Below are 24742 nucleotides of genomic sequence, written 5' to 3'. Positions count from 1 at the left end.
TTTATATTCCATAAATAACCATTATAATCGGGACTTTCTTATTTTGTTTAAATAAGTTAAAATAATTGTATAATTCAAGTTAAAACGTTTTAAATTACCAATTTACATTAATATGGTATAATTTATATATCACTAATTGTATGATTAGGAGTATTTATGGACTATATTTATTTTTCACTATTCGGTACAACCGTGGGCACACTCGCAATGATACTTGTTTATATTTATTTATATTTCATGTATCACGAACGTTATATGGGGATTTGGACCGTTGCCTGGTCTATATTTTTATTGCGCAATATATTATTTGACTCTGGCGCTTGTAATATATTACCCAATTTAAATCATTCTCTACTCTCCTTTTCAATCTACCAGCTGCTATTTATCGCCAGCAGTTTAACTTTCATTTGGGGAACTTACATTTTTACTGATGAACCCTTTAAAAAAAGTTGGATCTACGGTGCTATCGGATCTTCCTTATTAAGCATTGCACTTTTTTTAATGCCATTGCCTGGTTTTTATAAACTAATTCCGCCTGCTTGGTTTGGCGGAGTCGTTTTGGGCTGGATTGCAATTGCTTTTTTCAAACATGAAGAAACACTTGGTATTGGTAGAATAATTGCTGGCACTGCATTTCTGCTTTGGAGTATTCTTACCATTATTTTACCGTTTTTCTATCAGGTTTTTCCTTTACTCATCGCCATGACAGCCAGTGTACTACGGTTAATTATTACGATTAGTACTATTATGGTCTTTTTAGAAAAAAGTAAGACTACTTTGATTCATAAGGAAGCGCATTATCGGCAACTTCTAGAAAATGCAATTGATATTATTTTCTATTACCGTTTATTACCGAAAACCAAACTTGAATACCTCAGCCCGTCGGTCCTATCTGTCACTGGTTATACTGCAGGGGAATATTATTCTGATGAAAAGTTAATTTTAAAGCTCATCCATCCAGATGATTTGGACTTATTCTATAACTTTATTCATAGTAGTGATAAACTTTATCATCAACCTTTAATTCTCCGCTTGCTCCGAAAAGATAAAAGCATTCTATGGATTGAACAAAAATGTGTTCCCATTTATGATAAATTAGGCAATTTAATTGCCTTAGAAGGAATTGTCCGCGATATTACCGATCGAAAAGCATTAGAAAAAGTCGCAGCTTCTGTTGATCGAATGAATATTGTAGGCAGTATGGCAGTAGCAGTAGCGCACGAAATCAGAAATCCATTGACGACGATTCGAGGCTATCTGCAATTTTTAGGGAAGAAACCAGAATATCAAAAGGACACCTGTAGATTTAATCTAATGATTGATGAAATTGACCGAGCAAATACAATTATTCGTGAATATCTAGCTCTATCAAAAGAAAAAGTCGCGCATTTACACAAGAACTCTCTAAACACCTGCATCGAATCTTTATTCCCACTGATCGAAGCCGATGCGACAGCTTCAAAAGTCTACGTTGAACTCGACCTCTCTTACATATCAGATGTCTTGTTGGATGAAAACGAAATCCGCCAATTGCTTCTCAATCTAGTTCGTAACAGCATCGAAGCAATGCCTTCTGGCGGGAGACTCATTATTAAAACTTTTGAAGACAAAAACACGGTAACTTTATCTATCATTGATCAAGGTAAAGGCATTCCGCCTCATATATTAGATAAATTAGGGACACCATTTATTACTACTAAAAATACAGGCACAGGGTTGGGCCTGCCGATCTGTTATCAAATTATTCAGCGGCACAATGCTTCGATAGATGTAGAATCAAGCGACCAGGGTACTAACATTTCTATTCGGTTTAAAATACCAAATCATGCAGAATAAATTGGGGTTAATGCACTCATTATGCATTAACCCCAATTTTTATGTACGCCAAAAATTTCTCATGATTCAAGGATTTGTTCCGTTTTTTTCGTATCCCCTATGAAAAGGGGGTGATCGTGGTGAAAACATAGATTTTTGTTTTACAAAAAATACTTCACCAAGAACAAAACGAAAAGGAGCAAATAAACGATGAAAATAAATCTTTCAAACGTAAAAACTGAATTTCCTGCAATCACTTTAGGAATCGCTGATACCCCGGAAGAAAAATTAAAAGTATACCAATTTCGCTACCATATTTACGCAGAAGAAATGTCAAAACAATTTCCGAATATGGATCATAGAAACAAATTATTATTTGACGAACTGGATGAATGGGCAATTATTATTTACGCAAAAGTAGAAGCAGATATTATCGGCACATTAAGAATCAACATCGGAAACATTCATAATTTTCCGTCTTTTTGGCAGAAAGCTCTCGATCTTGAGAAATTTTTAGCATTTCAACGAGAACCTTCTCTATTTGCCTACACTTCAAAATTTATGGTCGCATCCGACTATCGCAACTCTGCCGTATCTTATTTACTTTCTGCCAGAAGTTATGCAGCCTATTGTACACATCAAGTGCAATTTAGTTTTGGTGTCTGCAATTTTCACCTATTGCGGTTATACGAACAATTTGGCTTCCGCCGTTACGGACGAAACTTCATTGACCAAGGCTATGGCTTACTCGCCCCTTATGTACTATTGGTAGACGATCTTTCCCATTTACGTGCAGTTCGTTCCCCTTTTTATCGGTCAGCACGAAAAAGAAATGTGATAAACCTACAAGCAGCAGAATGGTTTCATAAGACATTTAAAGAAAATACAGTACACATCAACAGTCAACTCATCAGCCAAGAAGATTTATGGCAACACTTACAGCAAAAATTATCTGCCGCTCCAAATCAAAGCATCCCTATATTACAGGGTTTGTCCACAATTGAAGCGATGAAATTTCTACACAGCTGCAGCATCATCGTCAAATGCTATGCTGGTGATCAAATTGTTTGTGAAGGTGATACAAATTATGCCTTAAACATATTAATCAATGGACATTTAACTAGAACAAACCCGTCGTATAACTCAGAAAAAACAATTGCAGCGGGGCAAACAATCGGGGGCAATGGTTTAATCAATCACCCCAAACATACTGAAAACGTCTTTGCCGTTACAGATGCAGAAGTACTGGTACTATCCAGCTTAGCTTTTCCTAAATTTCACCACACTCATCCAACGATTGCACAAAAAGTTCTATACAACATAACTAAAAACAAAGATACGCCTCATATCAGCTAATCTACCGATAAAAATAATTTTCAAATACATCGTGGTAATTGATCCATAAAGCAATTACCACGATGTTTATAATATTTTATCTAGGCGTATATTCACCAACTCCCAAGAAGCTAGAACCTACTGTTGTTTTTCAAGAATGACGGTCTCTTTCCCCTCACGCTGTTCTTCTCCATGTGTATAGCCGACAACAGCAAAATGCTCGGATAATTTTTCTGCCCAATTTTTATAGTTGTCATCCATCCCTCGCATACAAGAGGATAAATGTACAACATCTACCTTCTTTTTAATAAGTGCTGCAATCTTCTTCTCCATATCGCCGCCATTGTGCGTAAAAGCAACTAAAGTCAAATCCTCTTGCCCTGTATAGCGCGCAAAAGAATCAATTCTTTGAAAAAATGCGTTTAAGCATCCGCCCCCAGTACATCGCATCATAGTTTCTTCTCGTACAATAATAGCTAATTTCATTCTACACCTCTTACCTTTCATTCCACAAAGAGTCTGTTTTTATCATAATCTAATTATATAATAAATAAAAATATTTTTCTGTGACAAAAATCACGCTCTCGCACTAAATAGGGTGCTTCCAATTGATAAAAAAATGTATTTTATGTCTCATGAATTAGTTTTATGCAACCCATATGTAATGAAATAAATTTTGCCTAATGATAAAGCTACACACTCTTTCTTCTTCAAATTATTTTTATTGTCTTCATTTTGGAAAAGTAATCATATAATAAAGTACCATACCACGCTGAACATTTTATAACAGCTCATGCTTACTTGTTGAATATAAAAAATTACTTACTTAAAATTTTAGATAACCGACAAAATGTTAACATAATATTAATGAATTTCTAACCGATTCTATATTAAGATACTTTATACTAGAAGAGAGAAGATCATAAGGGGGGCTATCGTTGAAAAAATATTATGTCTTAGACACTAATGTTTTACTGCACTCGCCGAACGCTCTGTATGCATTTAATGAACACACTGTGGTCATTCCTGAAGTCGTAATCGAAGAGCTTGATCGATTCAAAAAAGAGTCAACCGAACGTGGTGCCAACAGTCGTCATATTAGTCGTATTATTGACACCATGCGTACCCAAGGAAATTTATTAGAAGGCGTTTCGCTAAATGAAAACGGCGGAACTTTGATTTTAGAATCTAACCATACCGCCACCAAGATGCCAATCTATTGGGATAAAGATAAAGCCGATAATCGTATTCTCCAAGTTTGTAAGGGACTATTAGAATGCGGTGAACAAACAATTCTGGTTAGCCGTGATACCAATATGCGAGTAAAAGCTTCGATTTTAAAAATTCAGGCTGAAGACTTTCGCAATGACAAAGTATCTAGTATTGATCAACAATATACAGGCCGTACCGTCGCTTATACCTCTAGTGATACCATCAATACTTTTCATACAACTGACAAGCAGTTTATGGATCCAAGCAAGGTATTCACATTCGATGAACAAACAGATCTGCTGGTCCCGGCCGACCTTATTACCAACCAATTTTTGTTGATTAAATCAACAGACAATGATCGTCACACTGCATTAGGACGCTTTGACGGCGAAAAAATCGTTCATCTACAATATAAAAATCATACACCATTTGGTGTAACACCAAGAAATGTTGGTCAAATCTTTATGCAAGAGTGCCTGATGATGAATGCCCAAACAGCCCCACTTGTCATTTTAAAAGGCATTTCCGGAACGGCTAAAACTTTTTATTCTCTAGCCGTGGGTCTTCATCAATATATGGAATGTCGGCCAAGACAATACCAGCACATTTTAATCTGCCGACCAAACACTATGCTTGATGATGGAATTGGATTTCTGCCAGGAACTGAATCTGAAAAAATCGAGCCTTATATGCGGGCAATCAAAGATAACTTATTTACCTTAATGTCCGGAAACACTGCAGCAGAAGATAAAGATCTAGCACAAACGGAAGATACCGTCAACATGTTGTTTGAAAAACGGATGATCCAAACGGAGGCATTGGCGTATCAGCGGGGACGTTCTCTGCAAAACTACTGGACTATTTTTGATGAAATGCAGAACTCCACTCCACGCCAAGCAAAAGCCGTGTTGACGAGGCCTGGGCTCGGTACAAAAATCATTTTAATCGGCGATCCTGCACAAATTGACCACCCTTTATTAGATAGCCAGTCCAACGGCCTAAGTTATGCAAGTGAAAAAATGATAGGCTCTAAACTGTGCTTCCAAGTAACAATGTTGCCCGAAGAATGTGAGCGTTCCCCGCTCGCAGCAGAAGCGGCGAAAAGATTGTAATATTCGTAGAATGAAAAATACTGACTTATTTTAAAAATCATTCTGTCTAATCATTGAATAGAAAGATTTTGATAAGTCAGTATTTTTTAAGTATTTAGCAGTTTGAAGCGATTGCTTCGTGCAATAAGCTATTTTGCCTTTAAATGATCGATAATCAGCGAAATACCTCTTAAATGCATGGAAAATAGGTACAGATCCATAATATAAACTAAAATATTAATTATTACGCTTTAATGCTATTAATTACACCTTTATTTTTAAATGTAAAGGTGTATAATGTAATTCACAATATAAATAACGGCTTAATTCTTTTAAGAAGAAGCGGAGGAACCAATTTTTTGGGGTTAATTCTATCTTAGATAGAAGGGGTGTTTTCTCTTGTCATCCTACCCGTCAGCTAACTTCGTCGGCCAAAATGAGGGGCAAAAGACCGCCCATCGGTCTTTTTTTGTGCTCTTTTTTAAGTAAATACGGATTTGAGCCACCGGAACTCGTATCGCATCCGACCTCACTTTCAATACGCTCAACATGAACCAATTGATTTCTGTTCACAAATAAACAGAAATTTTATTTGCCAAGTTGGGATAAATCTGAAAAAAACTGGAGATATTATCATTCATTTGGAGGTCTTATATTATGATGCGTTTACTACGCCGATTATTGATCGGCAAACCACTTTCTAACCATGAACTTTCCCATGAAAAACTCCCAAAATGGAAAGCACTCGCTATTTTTTCTTCTGATGCACTGTCGTCCGTTGCGTATGGCCCAGAGCAAATTATGATTATACTTGCGGTCCCTGGTCTTTTAGCTTATGGCTATATGAGCTATATCGCTACAGCAATCTTACTATTATTGGGAATTGTAACAATTTCTTATGTACAAGTTGGCAAAGCCAATCCCGGCGGCGGTGGCTCTTATTCCGTTGCAATTAAAAATCTCGGTGAAATCCCTGCCTTAACTGCGGCTGCTGCGTTACTCGCCGATTATACGTTGACGGTAGCAGTAAGCGTCTCAGCTGGTACTGTAGCCATTGTCTCAGCATTTCCGCAATTACTGCCCTATGAGGTAACAATTGACTTATTTATTCTGTTTTTTATTCTTATGTTAGTAAACTTACGCGGATTGAGAGAATCTTCTACGGCATTTGTTTATCCAACCTATGCTTTCATCTTTGGTATATTTGTGTTGATCGCAACTGGGGCTTATCAAGCTTTTACACAGCAGGCACCAGTAATTCCTGCCGAATCGCTGCAACGCCAGTTTGATTGGACAGTCGGTTTATTACTACTTAGAGCTTTTGCAAATGGCTGTAGCTCTATGACTGGTATCGAAGCGATCTCTAATGGTGTTCCTATGTTCGAAGAACCAGGCAGCAAAAACGCCAGCATAACCAACTACTGGATGGCTACCTTACTGGGTTCCATGTTTATCGGCATTTCTTTTCTAATTATGCATTTTCATATTTTGCCGCTTGAGGATACCACTTCTCTATCTAAGATTGCTGAACTAACCTTTGGACGAAACTGGTTTTATTATTACATCCAAGTTACAACAATGTTAGTATTATATCTGGCTGCAAATACATCTTTTAACGGGCTTCCACTCCTTTTATCCATTCTAGCCCGAGATGGGTACATGCCACGCTATCTTGGCACACGCGGTGATCGCCTTAGCTTCTCTAATGGAATTATTTTTTTAAGTATCAGTGCTGGCATACTCATTTTTATTTATCAAGGCAATACTGATCATCTCATCTCACTATACGCAATCGGCGTATTCATGTCCTTTACCATTGCCCAATCGGGAATGATTGTTCATTGGTTAAGGGAAAAGGGTAGGTATTGGTGGTTGCGTGCTACAATCAACGCAATTGGCGCAATCGTCACAGGTATCGTTGTACTCATTATCGGTATCAGTAAATTTTTCTATGGCGCGTGGCTGGTATTAATTTTTATTCCAATCATGATTGTAGTATTTAAAAAAATTAAGGGACACTATACCGACATGGCAGAGCAGCTTCACTTACCAAGTGAACAAATGAATCCCGCTCTTATCACGAAAATCCCTGCTGGTAAAAATATCGTAATCGTTCCTATCTCCAGCCCTACGAGTGTTATCGCCCAGACTTTAAAATATGCAAAATCCATCGGTGATAACGTATTAGCAGTTCATGTTGCTACCGACGAAGAAAGCGGAAAAAGAGTTCGCGATAAATGGAATTGTTGGAATTCCGGTATTGAATTAATCACTTTAGACTCTCCTTACAGGCTTGTTCTACAGCCACTGATTGATTATATCGAGGCATTATTACAAGAAAAAGGGCCTAATGATTACATTACCGTTTTAATTCCCGAATTTCAAACAAAAAAATGGTGGCATCGTCTTCTTCATAACCAAACAGGTTTAATTTTAAGAACTTTACTCATCTTAAAGAAAAACGTCGTTGTGGCAACAATTCCTTATCACTTAAAAAAGTAAACGATTGAAATTTATTCTACTCATATGAATCTACATGCGTAATTTTAAACGCCTCCAACATTTTTTGTTGGAGGCGTTTAGATTCACGTAGAATTAATTATTTAAATCGAATCATGGTATTTCGTGATAGTGCAATACTCCTTTTTATAATCTTATGTGCTATATCTAAATTCGCATTACTAAATCGAGGGAATGCAAATCCTGTTAATACTAAGATTTCTGCCTGTGATGTAGTCACAATATCCTCAGTATGCTTATTATGCCCTGTTAATCCATTTGCACCAAAATATTGTCCAGGAACAGTATATTCTCGTATTGGATTTTCAAAAGTTAACGATTTTAAACTGCCTGACAATAAGACGTAGTGTGAATAACTCACGTCTCCTTGTGTAGTAATTAATTCTCCTGGAGCGCACTGTACAATACTACTGCACGCATGAAGAAAAATCTTTGCTTCTTCTACAGATAAATCCCGCAATATTTCGATAACTTCTATAGGTAAAGCATTAAAACGCTGACATAGAATTGACCATAGTTCATCCGGTTTGATGAGTTGACTATTTACAATGCCTAATCTTTTTGTGAACTTTTCATGAAACCAATTGATTTCCGCTGAATTTCCATTCGCTTTTTTTTTAGCTATACGGAAAAACGGTGAACGTATTGTACGAAAATGGTTCAAGTCATTTGTTAGCATTACAATTGGACTTAATAAACCATACCCAAAATCCTCAAAATTTTTACCATAACGATGATACCCCATTTTTTCATACAACCGCAATAAATGGCAATTTCCACCTCCAAAAGAAAATTGCACACCTTTTTGCATATATAACTCATACCCTTTACTCATCATTAAATACAGTGCAGAAGAACTTCTATAGTTAAAACCAACCATTAGTTTAGTAACCGTTGCAAATTGATAATCAGCATTATTATCACAATATTCTTGAAATTCTTTTAATGATAGCTGCTCAACTATCGCTTTGGGGAAATCTGAAATCTTACCAATATTAATTCTTGCTGTACCAATTACTTCTTCTCCATTTTTAACATAAATAAGTACTCCCCATTCATCCATTTCATCTGCAAGTTCCTTGTCTTGATGAACCAATTTTAATTTATACTTTAACATTTCTTCAACATAAACTTCATAACGAAATTGATATATTGCCTTTTTCTCTTCTAACGTATTAGCTATACAAACTTGAAAATTTTCCTCCGTACTTTTTTTTTTCGTTAACACCTTTTTTAGATTTTGATTATTCATTGTGATAGCTCCTTTTCATAGTTTATTTGTGTAAAATTTCAGCTCACCATTACATCTACACTTTCATAACTATCACCCCCTAGAAATAGGGGATACGGTAACTATCGATATTTTCCTGGCGAAAAAGGTAAAATTTTGTCTGTAAAGAGAGAAAAATAAAAAAAACCCTCTTAAAATTACACTTTTCTACATTTTAAGAGGATTTTTCTATAAATAATTCATATTTTTCTTATTTTCTACGCTAAGTTGCATTTGAAACAAATTTTAAAAGTAGTTCCATTTTCACTAGAATTTATTTTAATATTTGCATTATGACGATTTGCGATCTGATAGCAGATTGAAAGCCCTAATCCCGTCCCATTGTCTTTCGTTGTGAAGAAAGGTGTTCCCAGCTTTTCAAAAGCTTCCTCTGGAATACCCATTCCCTGATCGCTAATAAACAAAATAACTCCGTCCTTGTCCATCCTTGTTCCAAAAGTCAGTTCCCCTCCATTTGGCATAGATTCCACACCATTTCGTACCATATTGAGTACCAGCTGCCGTATCTCATTTGCATCTAGTAATAGCTCAGGAATCTCAGCCATTACAAGATTTATTTTTACTTTTACAGTACTAGCATCTGCCTCAAGTAAAGGATAGATTGCTTGCAAAATACTATTAAGTGATGATTTTTTGAGATTTACTAATTTTTGATTAGACAGTGATAAATATTCACGAATGATATCATTGGCACGATGCAGTTCATCAACCATCAATTTAAATTTATCTCGATCACCTGCATATTTTTCTTTTCTTCCTAATAATTGCATATAGCCTAATACGGTAGTCATCGGATTTCTAATTTCATGCGCAACTGTAGCCGCCATATTCCCAACAATGTTCATTCTATCAAATTGCGCAGCAACACTTTCAAGCTCTTTTCTCGCCGTAATATCACGAATGATTCCCTGAATTTCAATAATTTCACCCGCATCATTATAAACCGGTACACTTTTCTGCTCAATCCAAATGAGTTTACCTTGTTTCGTAATTAAACGTAATGTTAGTGGTTCCCCATCTAAATTAGATAAGTTATTATAAAAATTTTTCAACATCGGTTCATCTTCACTATGCACAATTTCAAATAACAATCTATTGTTATTGTAATATTCTTCAGGAGTAAATCCTGTAACATTTAAAGCCGAAGGGCTTATATATTTAAATTTTCGTTCTGGAAATAGTTGATAAGAATAAATCACATCAATCGCATTTTCTGCTAATAATCGATACTCTGATTCTTTTTTGATATACTCTCTACGATTTTTTTCAAAATAAACAATTAACGTCCCCAAGGCTATAATTAAACGAAATAAACCTCCCATTATATATCCTAAAGATGAAAACCAAACATTATTAATTTGAAAAGGCATAGTAATATTTAAAATACTCCATCCTATATAAGCATAGCCCACACATAAAGCTCCGAAACCCTGAATTTTGGTATTTTTAATATATGTCCATCCGATTGATAAACCTACATAAACGCCTAAAAAAATTGGAATCATCAATTTAATTGCTAAACTAGACACAAAATAGTCAACAATTATTAACCCAAAACTTATTCCTATTCCACAAAAAAATGCTAACTTTTTATTATATGTTTTATTAAAAAACACATATGTTCCCCACATAAATAGCAAAACACTCCAAATAATTAGCATTTGATATATAAAAGTCCATAGCAATGAATTCTTCCATTCGATCATGCCTGAGTCAAATAATACATATCGTGATAATAGCATGCACCAACTAATTGCACAGACACCCATATATTTCTCTTTATTAACAAAATAAATATAGCTATAGATGCCAACAATTATGACCATAGATCCTAATGAATTAATAAATGCTAAAGGTAAATTTTCCATATAATCTCCTAAAAGCTGAAATAATACATAAAATTTTTATGGTTTCATTGCGAATTTTCCCATAATATATCTTTATATTCTCGATAAACAAAGCATATCCTTCCAATTTAATACATGTATTTTACCAAATTAAACAAAGTTCTTCTCTAAATGCTTTATTTTGCAAAAAAGATAGCCTTGTACAATCTATACAAGGCTTAAGTCATTAAAAAATATTTATGGCAATGAGCTGCTCCGCTTATAAGCTACTACAAAGCTAGATTATCTATACTCAAAACTTTCTAGGCGCTAATGATTTTATTTCTGCCAGCATATTTTGCTTTATAGAGATTTTTGTCAGCAACAGCAATTAATTCCTCAACACTCATCGGAGAATGATAAGTTCCGATTCCTCCACTAACCGTAATCGGGTCTTTTACTTGCTTAGATAATATACTTTGATATACTTTATTCCTTATTCGTTCTGCAATATAAAATGCTCCATTACAGTCCGATTCAGCCAAAATAATAAAAAATTCTTCTCCACCATATCGCCCGACAATATCATTGCCACGTATTTCATTCGCAAGTAGATTGGAGAAATTTTTTAACACTTCATCACCAATCAAATGACCATACGTATCATTAATATTTTTAAAATAATCAATATCAAAAATAATTAACGCCAAACAGCATTTCTCTCTTTTCGCTCTTTCAATTTGTTTTTCTAGCTGACTCATTAAATATCTGCGATTGAACAAATTCGTAAGTGAATCCTTTATTGCAAATTGATTAAGCCGTCGATTTAAACGCTCAACTTTCTGATGATCCATAGAATATTCATACGCTACAATACTGATCACTACACCAGTAAAAACAGACACAATGACAAGTGCAAAAATCATATCAATTAAACGAGCTCTTTCACTTACAAAGGGAACAATGATTGCCGGATTGTACACGCTAAATGTCATGAGCATAGTATATAAGACTAAATATAGACTAATCAAATAGCGTCGTTTCTTCCCTCTAATCAATAAAAAAGTGAAAAAGATCCCCATAATAAAATAGAGCGGCATTCCACCGTCTATGCCACCAGAATAAATAAAATTGATTGGAAATATCAACAGATTAAAAGCCAAACTCGTTAACATTGATGCTCGTTTAAAATTTTTTGTTTTCAAAACATAAACCAAAATAATAACCAGCATAACGAAACAAGCCGCCGAGGCTAAGATTCCTGCCAAAGAAAGACCAACGATAAAAGAACTCAACAGACCTAGTAAAGCACTTATCATCCCAATGCCAGATACGGCATAATATAATCTTTCCTGTAATGGGAGATCGCTGCCAAAGAAAATCGCTAATTTTTTTTGTAGCATAATGAACAATCCTCTTTCCATTCCACGACCACTGTATTTCTAGAAATACGTTTTAAATTATTCAACCATTTTACGGCTATTTTATCATAAAATTTATAGAATTCCTATCAGTATAAATTACATATTCTTTTAACATTATCCAATCGTTTACGCAACAGGAATAATATCTACAAAGCGCCCCTATAAAAGCACAAAAAATACCAGTAAATAATACTGGTATCCATACTTAAGCAAAATAAAAATATTTCATCTATCAATACATTCTATTAAAATCTGTTCTACTGCCCCTTTGACTCTACTCATTTTCTTTATTCAACTCCGCTGCAATCGCAGCTAATCTTTGTGCAATATCTTGCAATTCTTTACTTTTTCCGGCAATATTTTCAATCGTATCTGATTGCTTCAAATTCACCGAATCGACAACCTCAATTTCTTCATTAATTCTCGCAATTGATGCGTTGATCTGCGTCAAAGTTTGTGTAATCTCTGTTGCAGAAGTCGCACTATTCTCAGCCAGCTTTCGTACCTCTGTTGCAACTACACCAAAACCACGACCTTGCTCACCAACACGCGCCGCCTCGATTGCCGCATTGAGTCCTAACAAGTTTGTCTCACTCGCAACATTTTTAATAAAACTAATTACAGAATCTGTTTCACTTACTTCTTTGTGGGCTGTGTTTACTAATTCCCTAAGATTATGACTTGTGGCAGTCATCTGCTTTGCCTGCAGTAGGATTGATTGCATTGCCTCTGACATTACATCTGCAGCATCAGAAAGATGATTTGCAGTCTCTTGCAATACTTGTTTTCTTTCTAAAGATTCATGAATTGCAACGGCCCCTACAACTACACCATGATCAACAATTGGTATACTCACGGCAATATAGGGAATCCCATACACTTCCTTTGCAACCTCAACAACGACACGCCTATTTTTCTGCATCGCTGTATGAACTGCCGCCCCGGGTTTAATCACATCACCAATCACAATTTGCCTTTTTATTTCTTCAATAGCACTAGAAGCAATCCACTTTTCTTTATCACAAACAACCATACCAATTTTACTAACTAAAAGCTTAGGAATAACATCAACTACGCTTACAAATGCATTTAATAATACCGATTCTGCCATAAATACACTTCCTTGTAAAAAATTTATTACGATATAATTCCTTATTTCGCTCAAAAATGATATTCACCTTTCTCCGTTCACTGAAATTATCATCTTTTTTATTTATCATAAAATATGATATAGTATAAAAATAGTTATGAACTTAGCAAATATCAAAATTCGGAGGTTTTCATGTCATATACAAATTTTCAAGTTGGAGAGAAGTTTCCACTACCGATCCAAGCGCAGGGAGATGGCGGCATTTTTCAATATGATATCAACGGCGCAATGTTTATCTTAAAATTAAGCACAGTAGATTTAATCGCCATTGAGGCCTTTCGCACCGGAAAAATTGAGTTAGGACTCTTCGTAGAAAAAGATATTATTTTCTTATTATATAAAATAGATGGCATTATCAACGGCTGGGGAGATTGTCCTTATTCTGTACATTTTCATACAAAAGACCAACAGCCAAACTTAGAAAATCCCGCTGAAAAAACGATCAGCTTATACCTCGTTGACAGTCGGCTTGATATCTTACTTGCTATGCGTACGATCACGTTACCTGACGACTTCTTTAACACCTTAATTGAAAGCACCAAAAAACAACGCACGACAGAATTTAATAAAGATCAATATATCACCAACATCCAATCGATTTGGCAATCTTACTCTTCAGATGCAATGCTTACGCACGCAATCGCACGCTATGAAACCAAAATTGAAATTCCACCAAAACCATCGATTAAACACTAAACAAACTAAGGGGGCGCATTAAAAATGCGTCCCCCTATCGTTTTCGTCCCCGGCCTTTTCCGGAAAAAGACGTTCCGAAGGATGAAAAAAACTTTTCACTTTTAATTTAAAGAGACACTTTTGCAGTCTTATCTGTTTTTGTAATCTCAAACCACACCTTAATTGAATTCATGATAACAAATACAATTAAAACCATCATAATTGCACTTGCACCTGCTAGTAAAAATTGACCTTTTGGTAAATAGAATTGGAAAATGTTATAAAAACCTGCCGTCAATGCTGTGGCAATCATAAAGCATAACGGAATCAGCGTCGTCCATATATATTTTCCTTTTCCCATGCGCAAGAGTACTGTTGTTCCAATCGCCAGCGTCATGCTCGCGAGCAATTGATTGGATAAGCCAAATAGAGGCCAAATGGATGCGATCGAACCACCAAACACCAAATATCCCCAAGCCCCAGAAATCAAGGCACTCGTAAAGATAATACCGGGTGTCCAATGCACATCACCTAGAGGTTTATATACCATCCCGCCAATTTCTTGTAACAGATAACGGCCAACACGCGTACCGGCATCAATAATCGTCAAGATGAATAAAGCTTCAAACATAATTGCAAAATGATACAAGAACGACATGAATTCTCCAAGCCCTGGAATCTTTGAGAAGATATGTGCCATACCTACTGCCAGGGATACTGCCCCGCCCGGACGACCAGCAACATCTTCACCGACCATTTGTGATAACATCGGTAATTCTTGTACTGCCATCCCTAATTTTTCAAACGCAGCAGGTGCACTGTTAATCGCAAAATAATCTGCCGGAAATAAACTGGTTGCCGCAATCAAGGCCATGATACCGACAAACGATTCTGCAAGCATTGCTCCAAATCCAATCGGTAATATTTCACGTTCATTACTTACCATTTTAGGTGTTGTACCTGTAGCAATAATTGAATGGAATCCAGAAATCGCACCGCAAGCAATTGTAATACAAACAAATGGCCAAACTGGACCTGGTATAACAGGACCGCCGCCGTTAATAAATTCTGTAATCGCCGGCATTTGAATTTCTGGTTGAACAAAAATGATCCCCAGAGCTAAAGCTCCAATTGTACCAATTTTCATATACGTACTTAAATAATCACGTGGTGCTAAAAGCAGCCACACAGGCAATGCCGCTGCAATAAACCCATAAATCGGTAAAATAATATCAAGTTGCAGACGACTTAATGTGAAAAATGGTGCTAATGAAGACTGTTGAATCCACGGACCGGCAAATACGGCCGCCAAAACTAATACTACCCCAATAAAAGAGGCTTCCCCAATATGCCCTGGGCGCAAATAACGCATGTAGACACCAACAAATAATGCGATCGGAATTGTTGCCCCTACCGTAAATGCACCCCAAGGGCTGTTAAACAAAGCATTGGCAACAGCAATTGCCATCCCTGCCATTGTTATAACCAAAATAAAAATTACTGCAATTGCAGCCGCGAGTCCGGTAGATTTACCGATTTCCGCTTTTGCAATTTCGGCTATGGATAAACCATTGTGGCGCATAGATGCAAATAAAATAATAATATCGTGGACCGCTCCACCGATACAAGCACCAACTAACAACCAGATGGTTCCCGGCAGATAACCGAATTGTGCTGCAAGTACTGGACCTACAAGCGGACCTGCGCCGGCAATCGCCGCAAAATGATGACCAAATGTTACCCATTTGTTCGTTGGTACGTAGTCATGACCATCATCGTTCACAACCGCTGGTGTTGGACGATTTGGATCCAGCGCCAAAACCTTTGCCGCCATAAACGCGCCATAATAACGATAACAAATCGTCAAGACAAGTGCTGAAATAATAACAAGATAAAGACCATTCATCATGATAATTCCTCCTTGCAAATTAATTTAATTTTCTGAAATTAAATTGCAATTTCATGTTAGCCCAAATTCATCCATTAAGAAATAAAAACTCTATGAATGGAAGAAAGTAGACATTGAACAGAAATTATGGATAAACGATCAGAAACGATTATTTTAACCCAAAAATCGTCTTTATTTCCTTAATTTGACTTTTGCTGATTGGTATTTCTACCTTACTACTACTGTCCATTTTCAACCAGTACGTTCCTTTAAACCATGGAACTACTTCTTTGACTTTGTCTAGATTTACGATATAACTTTTATGTACACGAAGCAAAGTCGTTTCTACTACGCGTCCTTGTAATTCAGATAACGTACCGCTATAATTCAATTCTTCATGCTCCGTTACAACGGTTACCATTCCATTATGTGCATAGGCATACACAATCTCATGATAATTTAACAAAATAATTTTCCCCGACTTTTCGACTGGCAGCTTTTGTACAGAAACCTTACTTTGACTAAGTGCAACATCAATTTGCTTGGCCGCTGTATTCCATTCTTCCGGTTGATAATTTTTCAATCGCATAATTGTTTTACTGATTCTTTCTTGTTCAAAAGGTTTCAAAATATAATCTACAGCACCAATTTCAAATGCTTTCAATGCGTATTCATCATAAGCTGTAGCAAAGACAATCATCGTCGATTTTACGACACTTCTAAAGATAGCCGATGCCTCTAGTCCATTCATTTCTCGCATATTAATATCTAAAAAAATTACATCCGGCTGCAATTTAACCGCAAGTTCTACTGCTTCTGCGATATTATCCGCATCTCCAATTACCTCAACATCACGCTCAAAAGACAATAAATATTTTAGTTCATCACGTGCCGGCATCTCATCATCAATAATCAAAACTTTTAGCACAAGCATCGTCCTCCGCAGTAGAATTTGGTATTTTCGGTATCTTAATCGTTACAGTCGTCCCCTGATTGACTACACTTTCCAAAGTCACACCATATGCAACACCATATTGGCTATGTAAGCGTTCATCTACATTTTTTAGTCCAATATGGCCTTCCGATGTTTCCTGCAATGGATTTTTCTTTGACAAATCCATTCCAATGCCATCATCCATCACTTTTATTTTTATCGCCTCTTCACATTCTTCGATATGAAGAATGATCGTACCGCCATCAATTTTTCGTTTTAATCCGTGTACAATCGCATTTTCAATAATTGGCTGTATCGTAAGAGATGGGATCATATAAATATCTGCGTTTACATCAATCTCTTCTCGAATCGTCAGTTTTTCTCCACACCGTGCTTTTTCTATCGCTAGATAAGCCCGCACCTGTGTGATTTCTTCACTCAAAGTAATATTTCGGCCCGTTTTCCGCAGCGTAAACCGAAAAATTGAACTAAGCTTTACCAATAATTCTCTCGCCAGCTCCGGTTGAGTTCTTACCAACGATATAATTGTATTCAACGTATTAAACAAAAAATGTGGGTTAATCTGGGCCTGCAAAGCTTTTAACTCGGCATGTGCAGCCTGTTTTGTCTGGCGATCGATTTCAGCCAATTCAAGTTGAATCGAAAACAAATCCGCCAGCCCGTTTGCAAACACAACATCGGATTCGTTCAATAAATTACTATTTGTATGATAGAGCTTGAATGTTCCGATCACTTGCTTACCACACTTTAATGGTACAATAATCGCACTTGTTAGTGAACACTTTTGGCACTTGCAGCCAATTTCCGCCGGTGTTCTCGCAATATAAACATCTCCGCTGATCAACGCTCGATTCGTTGCTTTTGTGAATCCTTTATTTTCCGATAAATGATGTTGTGCCTCAACACCAATAAAAGCCAGCACCTTTTCTGTATCCGTCACAGCGACAGCATGATATCCACCCTTTTCATAAACAATCCTTGCCGCAGCTTTTGCTGATTCACTATATAAACCACGTCTAAAATACGGCAGCGTTTGTGCCGCGATCATCAATGCTTTTTGTGCCTGCATCGCACCGGCGCGCAGCTGTACATCCATCGTAGTTTTGATAATCAGCATGAAAATTGCAAGACCAATCGAATTAGCGACAATCATTGGCACTGCAATATTTTCAACCAATGCATATGCCATATCAAAAGGTTTGGCAGTCAAAAGAATAATGCACATTTGCATCGTTTCCCCAACGATCCCGCTAAGTAAGGCAACCCACCACGGTACAGGATTAGAAGGATAATAACGACGAATTAAACCCGCCAGCAAGCCTTCACAAATATTGGCCAATGAACATGAAAATGCTGTAAATCCACCCATGAAATATCGATGACCACCGGCTACAAATCCCGCCATAACACCAACAGTCGGACCGCCAATTAAGCCTGCTGCCATAACACCAATCACTCTGGAATTTGCTAAAGCATCATGAACAGGAATACCTGCATAAGTTCCAGTAATGCCGATCAAACCAAAGATAATTGCAATCTTTACCTTATCCGCAGTTGAAACATAACTATAATTAATTCTACGAAAAATACTGGTCTGCGATAAAATAAAAGCCAGCGTTGCCGCCATGCTCATGCGCTCGACCATTTGAAATAACAAAGAATCCTGCAATCGGTATCCCTCTCTTCATGCTTCCTCAACCTTCCCGTAAAACAACGCTTCTATCTTCTATCACTTCTCACTGAAAAAAGTTTCTCTATTCATCAAATCTTCTAGCAACCGCCTTACGATTGCTGAATGTTAACACACTGTCATAACCATAGGCCTTTGCATATTCTACAGCCTTATCAATATAACGGCCGCAATCTTCCGGTTGATGTGCATCTGATGATGTAATAATTGGTAAATCATAAGCACGTGCCACTTCTAAGAAATCTGGATACGGAGAAATTTCCGCAATCGGGTAACGATAAAGTGTACCTGTGTTGATATCAATCGCCATATTCGCCTGCTTTAATGCTTTTGCGACACGTTCCAAAATCGGACGAACGTCAAATGTCGGAATATTTTTAAACAATCGTATATTAAAGGGATGCCCAAGTATATCGTAAAGACCGCCGCTGCATAAGTTTTCAATCTCTTGTGCATACCAAGTATAGATATCTTCTAATGTATGACGACTCCATTCCGTTTTAATATCCGAAAAATCATATCCCCATCCTTTTAGAAAATGCACTGACCCAATTACATAATCAAAATCATATTTTCCAATAATCTCTTTGACATGTTTTTGATTTTGAAAATTGCAAATCTCAATTCCTATTTTAACAGGATAACCTTTTTCTTTTAGCTCGTTCATAAAACAAAAATAGTCGTCTAAAGAATATTTGAATTTATTTTTTTTCAGCCATTTTTGTTGAAATGTTCCAACAACGCCATCATCTAAAATCAACTCATCATAATACAAATCTTTAAATTCAACAAAACCGTGGGTATGCTCAGAAATACCAATTTCTTCAATCCCCCGTTTTTTTGCACTTTCAAAAAAACCCTTCACCCAGTTTAAATCATAACTGCCATATTCAAAATGCATATGATAATCAAATTTCACATAAATCAAGCCCTTTCACGTCAACTTACCCCAGCACTTTTTCTTGAATTGCACGAATGACACCGTATTCAGCATTCGATTTCGCTATAAATCGAGCTCTCTGTTTTACGTCAGGGTGCGCATTTTCCATTGCATAACTATAGTACGCAGCAGACATCATTTCTAAATCATTTAAATAATCACCAAATACCATCGTTTCGTTTTCTTTAAAATGAAAATGCTCCTGCACCTTTTTAACCGCCACTCCTTTATTGGTACCTAACGTCATAACGTCCAACCAATGCGGCGCACTAACAGCAACCTGCAACTTATCTCGATATCCAGCAAAAAAGCGATTGCTATTAAACTCAGCACCCTTGGTATCAAAAATCGATATTTTTAGAAATTCGTCCTCGACAGTTGAAAAATCACTTACCAACTCAGAACGTACATAGTAACGATGCAAATCTTTTTCAAACAGCGGATCTATTGACGTGTGATAGGCCTTTTTCTTGCCTGATAATACAATGTGTATATCAGGTATCGCTTTCGCAATATTTAAAATCTCCACCACCGTATCTTTAGGCAATGTATGAGAAAATAATTCCTTACCTTTATAAATCACATACGTACCATTTTCAGCGAAAAACAACATTTCTTTTTCAAACTCAGCAAACGTATTTAATAAACTGTAATACTGCCGTCCACTCGCAGCAGCAAACAGAATTCCTTTTTCTCTTAACTTTGGCATAACTTGATCTAACTCTACCGGCAATTCGCCCTTTTCATCAAGTAATGTACCATCCATATCTGTTATGATCAATTTTATCATATCATTTCCCCTTCTAAATAATTACGGTTATTACATTTAAAAATTATAAAACGATACCTTCTTAGTATAACATGAAAAGGGCAGATCATCTATGAACAATGATGCATAGATGATCTGCCCTGCCACTATAATGGTTATACAATTACCCTTTACGTCCATGATACAAACACCATGGTTCCTCTGCCATATAATCGCCCTCATGATAATACGCGGCACGTGCGCGGCAACCACCGCAAGCATGCTTATATTCACAGCTGCCGCAACCGCCTTTATATTGTAACGTCCGAAGATTATTCAGTACCTCGTTATTTTTCCAAATTTCATCAAACGGAGTTTCCCGAACGTCACCAAGTGGAAGATTTAAATACGCACATGGCTGCACTTGCCCGCGCGGACTAATAATACAATAGGAAGTCCCTGCCAAACAACCGCGGCCAAACCGCAATTTCATTCCCATTTGCTTTGCAATCCGCATAAACTGTGGTGCACAGGTTGGTTTTAATTCAATATCTACTTCTTGCTGTTTCTTCATGATGCGTGTCAAAGTATCTTCATACGCTTCTGCTCTTAAAGATTCCGTTTCAATCGAAGCAGCTCTCCCTGTTGGTACTAAGAAAAAGAAATGATGCGCAACTGCACCTTCTGCTACAGCAAAATCAGTAATCGATTCAATTTCATGAGAATTCCAATCCATAACCGTTGTATGAATCTGAAAAGCTAAGCCGGCCTTGCGGCAATTGCGCATTCCCTGAACGGCACCTTCCCATGCATTTGGAAACTTCCGAAACTGATTATGTTTATCTTTATCTAGAGAATCCAAAGAAATTCCCATGCCCATGGCACCGGCAGCCTTCAACTGTTTTGCCATGTCTTCCGTAATCAGCGTCCCATTCGTCCCAAACACCGAGCGAAGTCCTAAAGAGGTTGCATGTTTTACTAACTCGATAATATCCGGACGCATGAGTGGCTCTCCGCCACTAAAAATCATAATCTTAAAACCCGCTTTTGCAATTTGTTCCAGCAGTGTTTTTGCTTCTTTCGTATTTAATTCTTCATCCGCTTTACAACCAGCATCTCTATAACAATGATCACAGTACATATTACATGCATTTGTCGTATTCCAAGAAATAATCATAGCTCGTCTCTCCCCAAATTATCAAATTCACCATCATCTTTTTCGCGACAATCTAAGCAAATGAAGCTTCAAATAGGACACCTCCTAATTTAAACCTTAATCTGCTTCTATTTCAGGCCAATTTCTTTATCCGTCAAATAGCAGGCAGGATCCGATTCCCAAAAATCACCTGTCGTTGCTTCCGCACGGGTTCTAAAATTCCCATTACAATTATCAAGATATTGACACTTACTGCAACGTCCTTTTAGTAAATGTTTACGATCTTTTAAACCAGCTAAGATTTCATGCGTTTCGTCGCGCCAAATCTCACTAAATTTACGTTCGCGCACATTGCCAAATGTATGATGTTGTGTAAATTGATCCGGATGTACATATCCCATTGGATCGACTTCACCAAAGGCAATCCCTGACCGATTACCACCATTCATTGAAATATATTCCTTAATCTGCGCTGCCAATTTCTCATCGCCTTCAGCCAACGCTTTTATATACATATAGACACCATCGCAATGGTTGTCTACCGTCAAAATTTCTTTCTTTAAACCGCGCGCTTCAAAATCCTTAGTGCGCCGAATGATAATGTCCATTGCCCGACGTGACTCTTCTGGTGTCACATCTTCATCCATCATTGCGTTGCCACGACCGGAATACACTAAATGATAAAAACAAACCCGGTTAATATTTTCTTCTTCAATAAAATCAAAAATATTTTCTAATTCCTGCAAGTTATGATGATTGATCGTAAAGCGCAGTCCAACACGTTGGCCAACCGCAACGCAGTTTTTAATCCCTTGCATTGCAGCTTCAAAAGCACCTTCCTTGCCACGGAATTTATCATTCACTTCCCGCAGACCATCTAATGAAATCCCTACATACCCTACACCAATTTCTTTAATTTTTTGCGCAACTTCACGCGTAATTAAAGTTCCATTTGTCGAAAGAGTAGGTCTCACACCCTTTTGCGCTGCATAGGTTGCAAGCTCAAAAAAGTCTGGTCTAATTAAAGGCTCTCCACCCGAAATTAACAATACAGGTACATTAAACTCTGCTAAATCATCAATAAATCTTTTGGCTTCTTCTGTCGTCAATTCATTCTGATATTTTTGCGCATCAGAATTCATATAACAATGACGACAAGTTAAGTTACAAGTACGCGTAGAATTCCAAACAACTACAGGACCTGCCCCTTCTTTTACACCATGCCGAGCAGTGTTTGCTCCCTTTGTATAACGTAAAGAATCTCCAAAGTATTCTGTCGCAAATAATAATTTCGTAACACTAATCATCTTTTCATCTCACCTACAAATATTTCTTTTATAAAATACACTAAATTTATCGAAAAAGAAAATATAATATATTTCAATTATATCTACATTAAAATAAGAACACTACTCATAAGTGAATAGCATTCATTTATTTTTATCTTATCAGTATTTTCCCTTTTGGTCAATAAATCATTTTGAAAATTTTATACAAAAAATTTCCGCTGTATTTTGTAGGAAAGAACATGCTCTCTATTATTTTTTTATAACAATTCCATCTAATATCAGTGTCAATTTATAACGAATATTCGCCATAAACCCTATTTCTAAACTACTAAAAGAAGCTGCTTGGAAAATAGCGTGAAACATTTCCGTTATTACTTCAGCTGGTATATCATCACGAAACTCGCCGTCTTTTTGTCCATTTTTTACAATAATATCAAATATGGTCTTAAAACTTAAAGCATTTGCTGGGTGCATCGCCCCTTTAGGCATTGCACCTTTATGTGCTGCACTTAAAAATAAAGGTAAAACAAATCTATTATGATCTAAAATTTTAGCCGTAAGTAAAAACATTTCCGTTAATACTTCATCAGACGGCTTCGATTCTTTTAATAACTTTTCATAAAACTCATTAATTTCTTCCACAATTTGAGCAAGTAAACTTTTTAAAATCTCTTCTTTAGATTGGAAATAGTTGTAAAAAGTCCCGATTCCTAAATCAGCCTCATTCATAATATCGGCAACTGTTGTTTCTTGAAACCCTTTCTGCCCAAATAAATTCACAGCAGCAGCAACAATTGCCTTCTTCGAATTTATCTTTTTACGTTCCCGACGAGTTATTGAGTCACCCACTTAAATTGCCCCCTCTAAACCTGAATAAAAAATATAACTTATTCAATTATACTTCATCTAATAAATATTTCAATAAAAACGAATTCACCATAAGTTGCAAAAATATCTCATCAGAAAACTCTATATCGGGACGAAACCATTTGCTTTATAAACAAAAGTGGGTGTTTCACGCTAAAAAACTCAGCAGCTTTTATTTTCATCTCCGGCCTTTTGGGAAAATACACTCGACTTCATCGCCTACAGACTTGAATTATTGTTTTATTGTTTGAAAATTACAAAAATATTTGTTATCAATCAGACAAATGTTCATTTTTTATCCAATAAAACTATACCCCGACTAGAAATATCTACTGTCCAAGCCTCTGTAAAGTAATTGTATAAATTGCACGATTTGCTGATAAGTGATTTAGGCTTGTAGTATAGGTATAGCCAGTAGGCCCCGACACACGTGCATAACTCTTTCCATTCTCTCTAGAATACTGATAAGCAAAATTAAATACACGTTCTGAATAATCATGAAATAAAAATGAAAAGGCCCCTTGTAAACCAAAATCATCTAAGTTTTCAGCTTCCTCTGCACAAACTGTGCACTGCCCCCTATCTATCAGAATATCATCACCTAAAAGTACATAAGGTGCTTTTCCATGCAATGCAACAGCATTGCCAAATTTCAACACTGCATCCGTATTATTTTCAACAATAATATCAATCAGTCTCGAATTCATGGTTGAAAACCTCCCCGTGATCAACTGACTTGTATATTATATTATTCACAATCATCCAGGAGAGTGTTCATCACTAATGTATTTTTCAACGTACATCACTAACATTAACTTTGATCTTTTAATTGCACATAAAATTTCACATCAAGCTTGTCATAAACGTATG

General features: G+C 36.5%; 19 protein-coding genes and 1 riboswitch. Of the genes, 5 read left to right on the top strand and 14 right to left on the bottom strand.

The genetic code is table 11. From position 1 onward, the window contains the following. Window positions 1–156 precede the first annotated feature (156 nt). The gene (locus BN6559_RS12070) at window positions 157–1836 is read left to right on the top strand and encodes a PAS domain-containing sensor histidine kinase (RefSeq protein ID WP_110954948.1); all 1680 of its coding nucleotides are present in this window, start codon (window positions 157–159) and stop codon (window positions 1834–1836) included. Window positions 1837–2025: 189 nt separating this feature from the next. Next, on the top strand, window positions 2026–3171 hold the full coding sequence (locus BN6559_RS12065) for a GNAT family N-acyltransferase (RefSeq protein ID WP_110954947.1): 1146 nt from the start codon (window positions 2026–2028) through the stop codon (window positions 3169–3171). A 117-nt stretch (window positions 3172–3288) separates the two neighbouring features. On the opposite strand, the gene BN6559_RS12060 is transcribed toward BN6559_RS12065, so the two are convergent. Next, window positions 3289–3636, bottom strand: coding sequence for a CGGC domain-containing protein (locus tag BN6559_RS12060; RefSeq protein WP_110954946.1), 348 nt, complete (start codon window positions 3634–3636; stop codon window positions 3289–3291). Between the two features lie 452 nt (window positions 3637–4088). Here BN6559_RS12060 and BN6559_RS12055 point away from each other — a divergent pair, with 452 nt between their 5' ends. Together BN6559_RS12055 and BN6559_RS12050 are read left to right on the top strand one after the other, a co-directional pair. Next, a complete protein-coding gene (locus BN6559_RS12055; protein ID WP_110954945.1) occupies window positions 4089–5474 on the top strand; it encodes a PhoH family protein in 1386 nt (461 codons plus the stop codon). Between the two features lie 289 nt (window positions 5475–5763). Next, window positions 5764–5901: riboswitch (cyclic di-AMP (ydaO/yuaA leader) on the top strand. A 209-nt stretch (window positions 5902–6110) separates the two neighbouring features. Beyond that, window positions 6111–7955, top strand: coding sequence for an APC family permease (locus tag BN6559_RS12050; RefSeq protein WP_110954944.1), 1845 nt, complete (start codon window positions 6111–6113; stop codon window positions 7953–7955). A 97-nt stretch (window positions 7956–8052) separates the two neighbouring features. Here the strand turns inward: BN6559_RS12050 and BN6559_RS12045 are convergent, their stop codons facing one another. From BN6559_RS12045 to BN6559_RS19750, 4 genes are all read right to left on the bottom strand, one after another. Continuing rightward, window positions 8053–9225, bottom strand: coding sequence for a cyclic nucleotide-binding domain-containing protein (locus BN6559_RS12045; RefSeq protein ID WP_110954943.1), 1173 nt, complete (start codon window positions 9223–9225; stop codon window positions 8053–8055). 236 nt (window positions 9226–9461) lie between these two features. Further along, window positions 9462–11132 carry a PAS domain-containing sensor histidine kinase gene (locus BN6559_RS12040; RefSeq protein WP_110954942.1) on the bottom strand — a complete coding sequence of 557 codons (1671 nt, stop codon included), beginning with the start codon at window positions 11130–11132 and terminating at the stop codon, window positions 9462–9464. 281 nt (window positions 11133–11413) lie between these two features. Then, a complete protein-coding gene (locus BN6559_RS12035; RefSeq protein WP_199883964.1) occupies window positions 11414–12493 on the bottom strand; it encodes a GGDEF domain-containing protein in 1080 nt (359 codons plus the stop codon). Between the two features lie 295 nt (window positions 12494–12788). Further along, a complete protein-coding gene (locus BN6559_RS19750) occupies window positions 12789–13625 on the bottom strand; it encodes a methyl-accepting chemotaxis protein (RefSeq protein WP_110954940.1) in 837 nt (278 codons plus the stop codon). Window positions 13626–13796: 171 nt separating this feature from the next. On the opposite strand from BN6559_RS19750, the gene BN6559_RS12025 reads away from it, so the two are divergent. Beyond that, on the top strand, window positions 13797–14360 hold the full coding sequence (locus tag BN6559_RS12025) for a hypothetical protein (RefSeq protein ID WP_110954939.1): 564 nt from the start codon (window positions 13797–13799) through the stop codon (window positions 14358–14360). A gap of 106 nt (window positions 14361–14466) precedes the next feature. Here BN6559_RS12025 and BN6559_RS12020 read toward each other — a convergent pair whose 3' ends face one another. From BN6559_RS12020 to BN6559_RS11980, 9 genes are all read right to left on the bottom strand, one after another. Continuing rightward, the gene (locus BN6559_RS12020) at window positions 14467–16245 is read right to left on the bottom strand and encodes a carbon starvation CstA family protein (RefSeq protein ID WP_110956391.1); all 1779 of its coding nucleotides are present in this window, start codon (window positions 16243–16245) and stop codon (window positions 14467–14469) included. 151 nt (window positions 16246–16396) lie between these two features. Beyond that, window positions 16397–17161 carry a LytR/AlgR family response regulator transcription factor gene (locus tag BN6559_RS12015; RefSeq protein WP_456060695.1) on the bottom strand — a complete coding sequence of 255 codons (765 nt, stop codon included), beginning with the start codon at window positions 17159–17161 and terminating at the stop codon, window positions 16397–16399. Then, window positions 17133–18851 (bottom strand): sensor histidine kinase, encoded by a 1719-nt coding sequence (locus tag BN6559_RS12010; protein WP_110954937.1) that lies wholly within the window; start codon window positions 18849–18851, stop codon window positions 17133–17135. The genes BN6559_RS12015 and BN6559_RS12010 overlap by 29 nt, the downstream gene beginning before the upstream one ends. Window positions 18852–18936: 85 nt before the next feature. Beyond that, complete coding sequence (locus BN6559_RS12005) at window positions 18937–19791, bottom strand: histidinol-phosphatase (RefSeq protein ID WP_110954936.1); 855 nt, start codon at window positions 19789–19791, stop codon at window positions 18937–18939. Between the two features lie 25 nt (window positions 19792–19816). Next, on the bottom strand, window positions 19817–20602 hold the full coding sequence (locus tag BN6559_RS12000) for an HAD family hydrolase (protein WP_110954935.1): 786 nt from the start codon (window positions 20600–20602) through the stop codon (window positions 19817–19819). A 142-nt stretch (window positions 20603–20744) separates the two neighbouring features. Continuing rightward, window positions 20745–21737 carry a putative heme d1 biosynthesis radical SAM protein NirJ2 gene (nirJ2, locus tag BN6559_RS11995; protein WP_110954934.1) on the bottom strand — a complete coding sequence of 331 codons (993 nt, stop codon included), beginning with the start codon at window positions 21735–21737 and terminating at the stop codon, window positions 20745–20747. Between the two features lie 107 nt (window positions 21738–21844). Further along, window positions 21845–23023 (bottom strand): putative heme d1 biosynthesis radical SAM protein NirJ1, encoded by a 1179-nt coding sequence (nirJ1, locus tag BN6559_RS11990; protein ID WP_110954933.1) that lies wholly within the window; start codon window positions 23021–23023, stop codon window positions 21845–21847. Between the two features lie 231 nt (window positions 23024–23254). After that, entirely contained in the window at window positions 23255–23854 is a 600-nt protein-coding gene (locus BN6559_RS11985; RefSeq protein ID WP_110954932.1) for a TetR/AcrR family transcriptional regulator, read from the bottom strand. Window positions 23855–24201: 347 nt separating this feature from the next. Further along, a complete protein-coding gene (locus BN6559_RS11980; RefSeq protein WP_110954931.1) occupies window positions 24202–24579 on the bottom strand; it encodes a hypothetical protein in 378 nt (125 codons plus the stop codon). Window positions 24580–24742 lie beyond the last annotated feature (163 nt).

Source organism: Massilibacillus massiliensis, assembly GCF_900086705.1.
Classification (GTDB): Bacteria; Bacillota; Negativicutes; order FLKF01; family FLKF01; genus Massilibacillus; species Massilibacillus massiliensis.
Note: the sequence above shows the minus strand (reverse complement) of the source record. Positions and strands in the feature narration are given on the sequence as shown.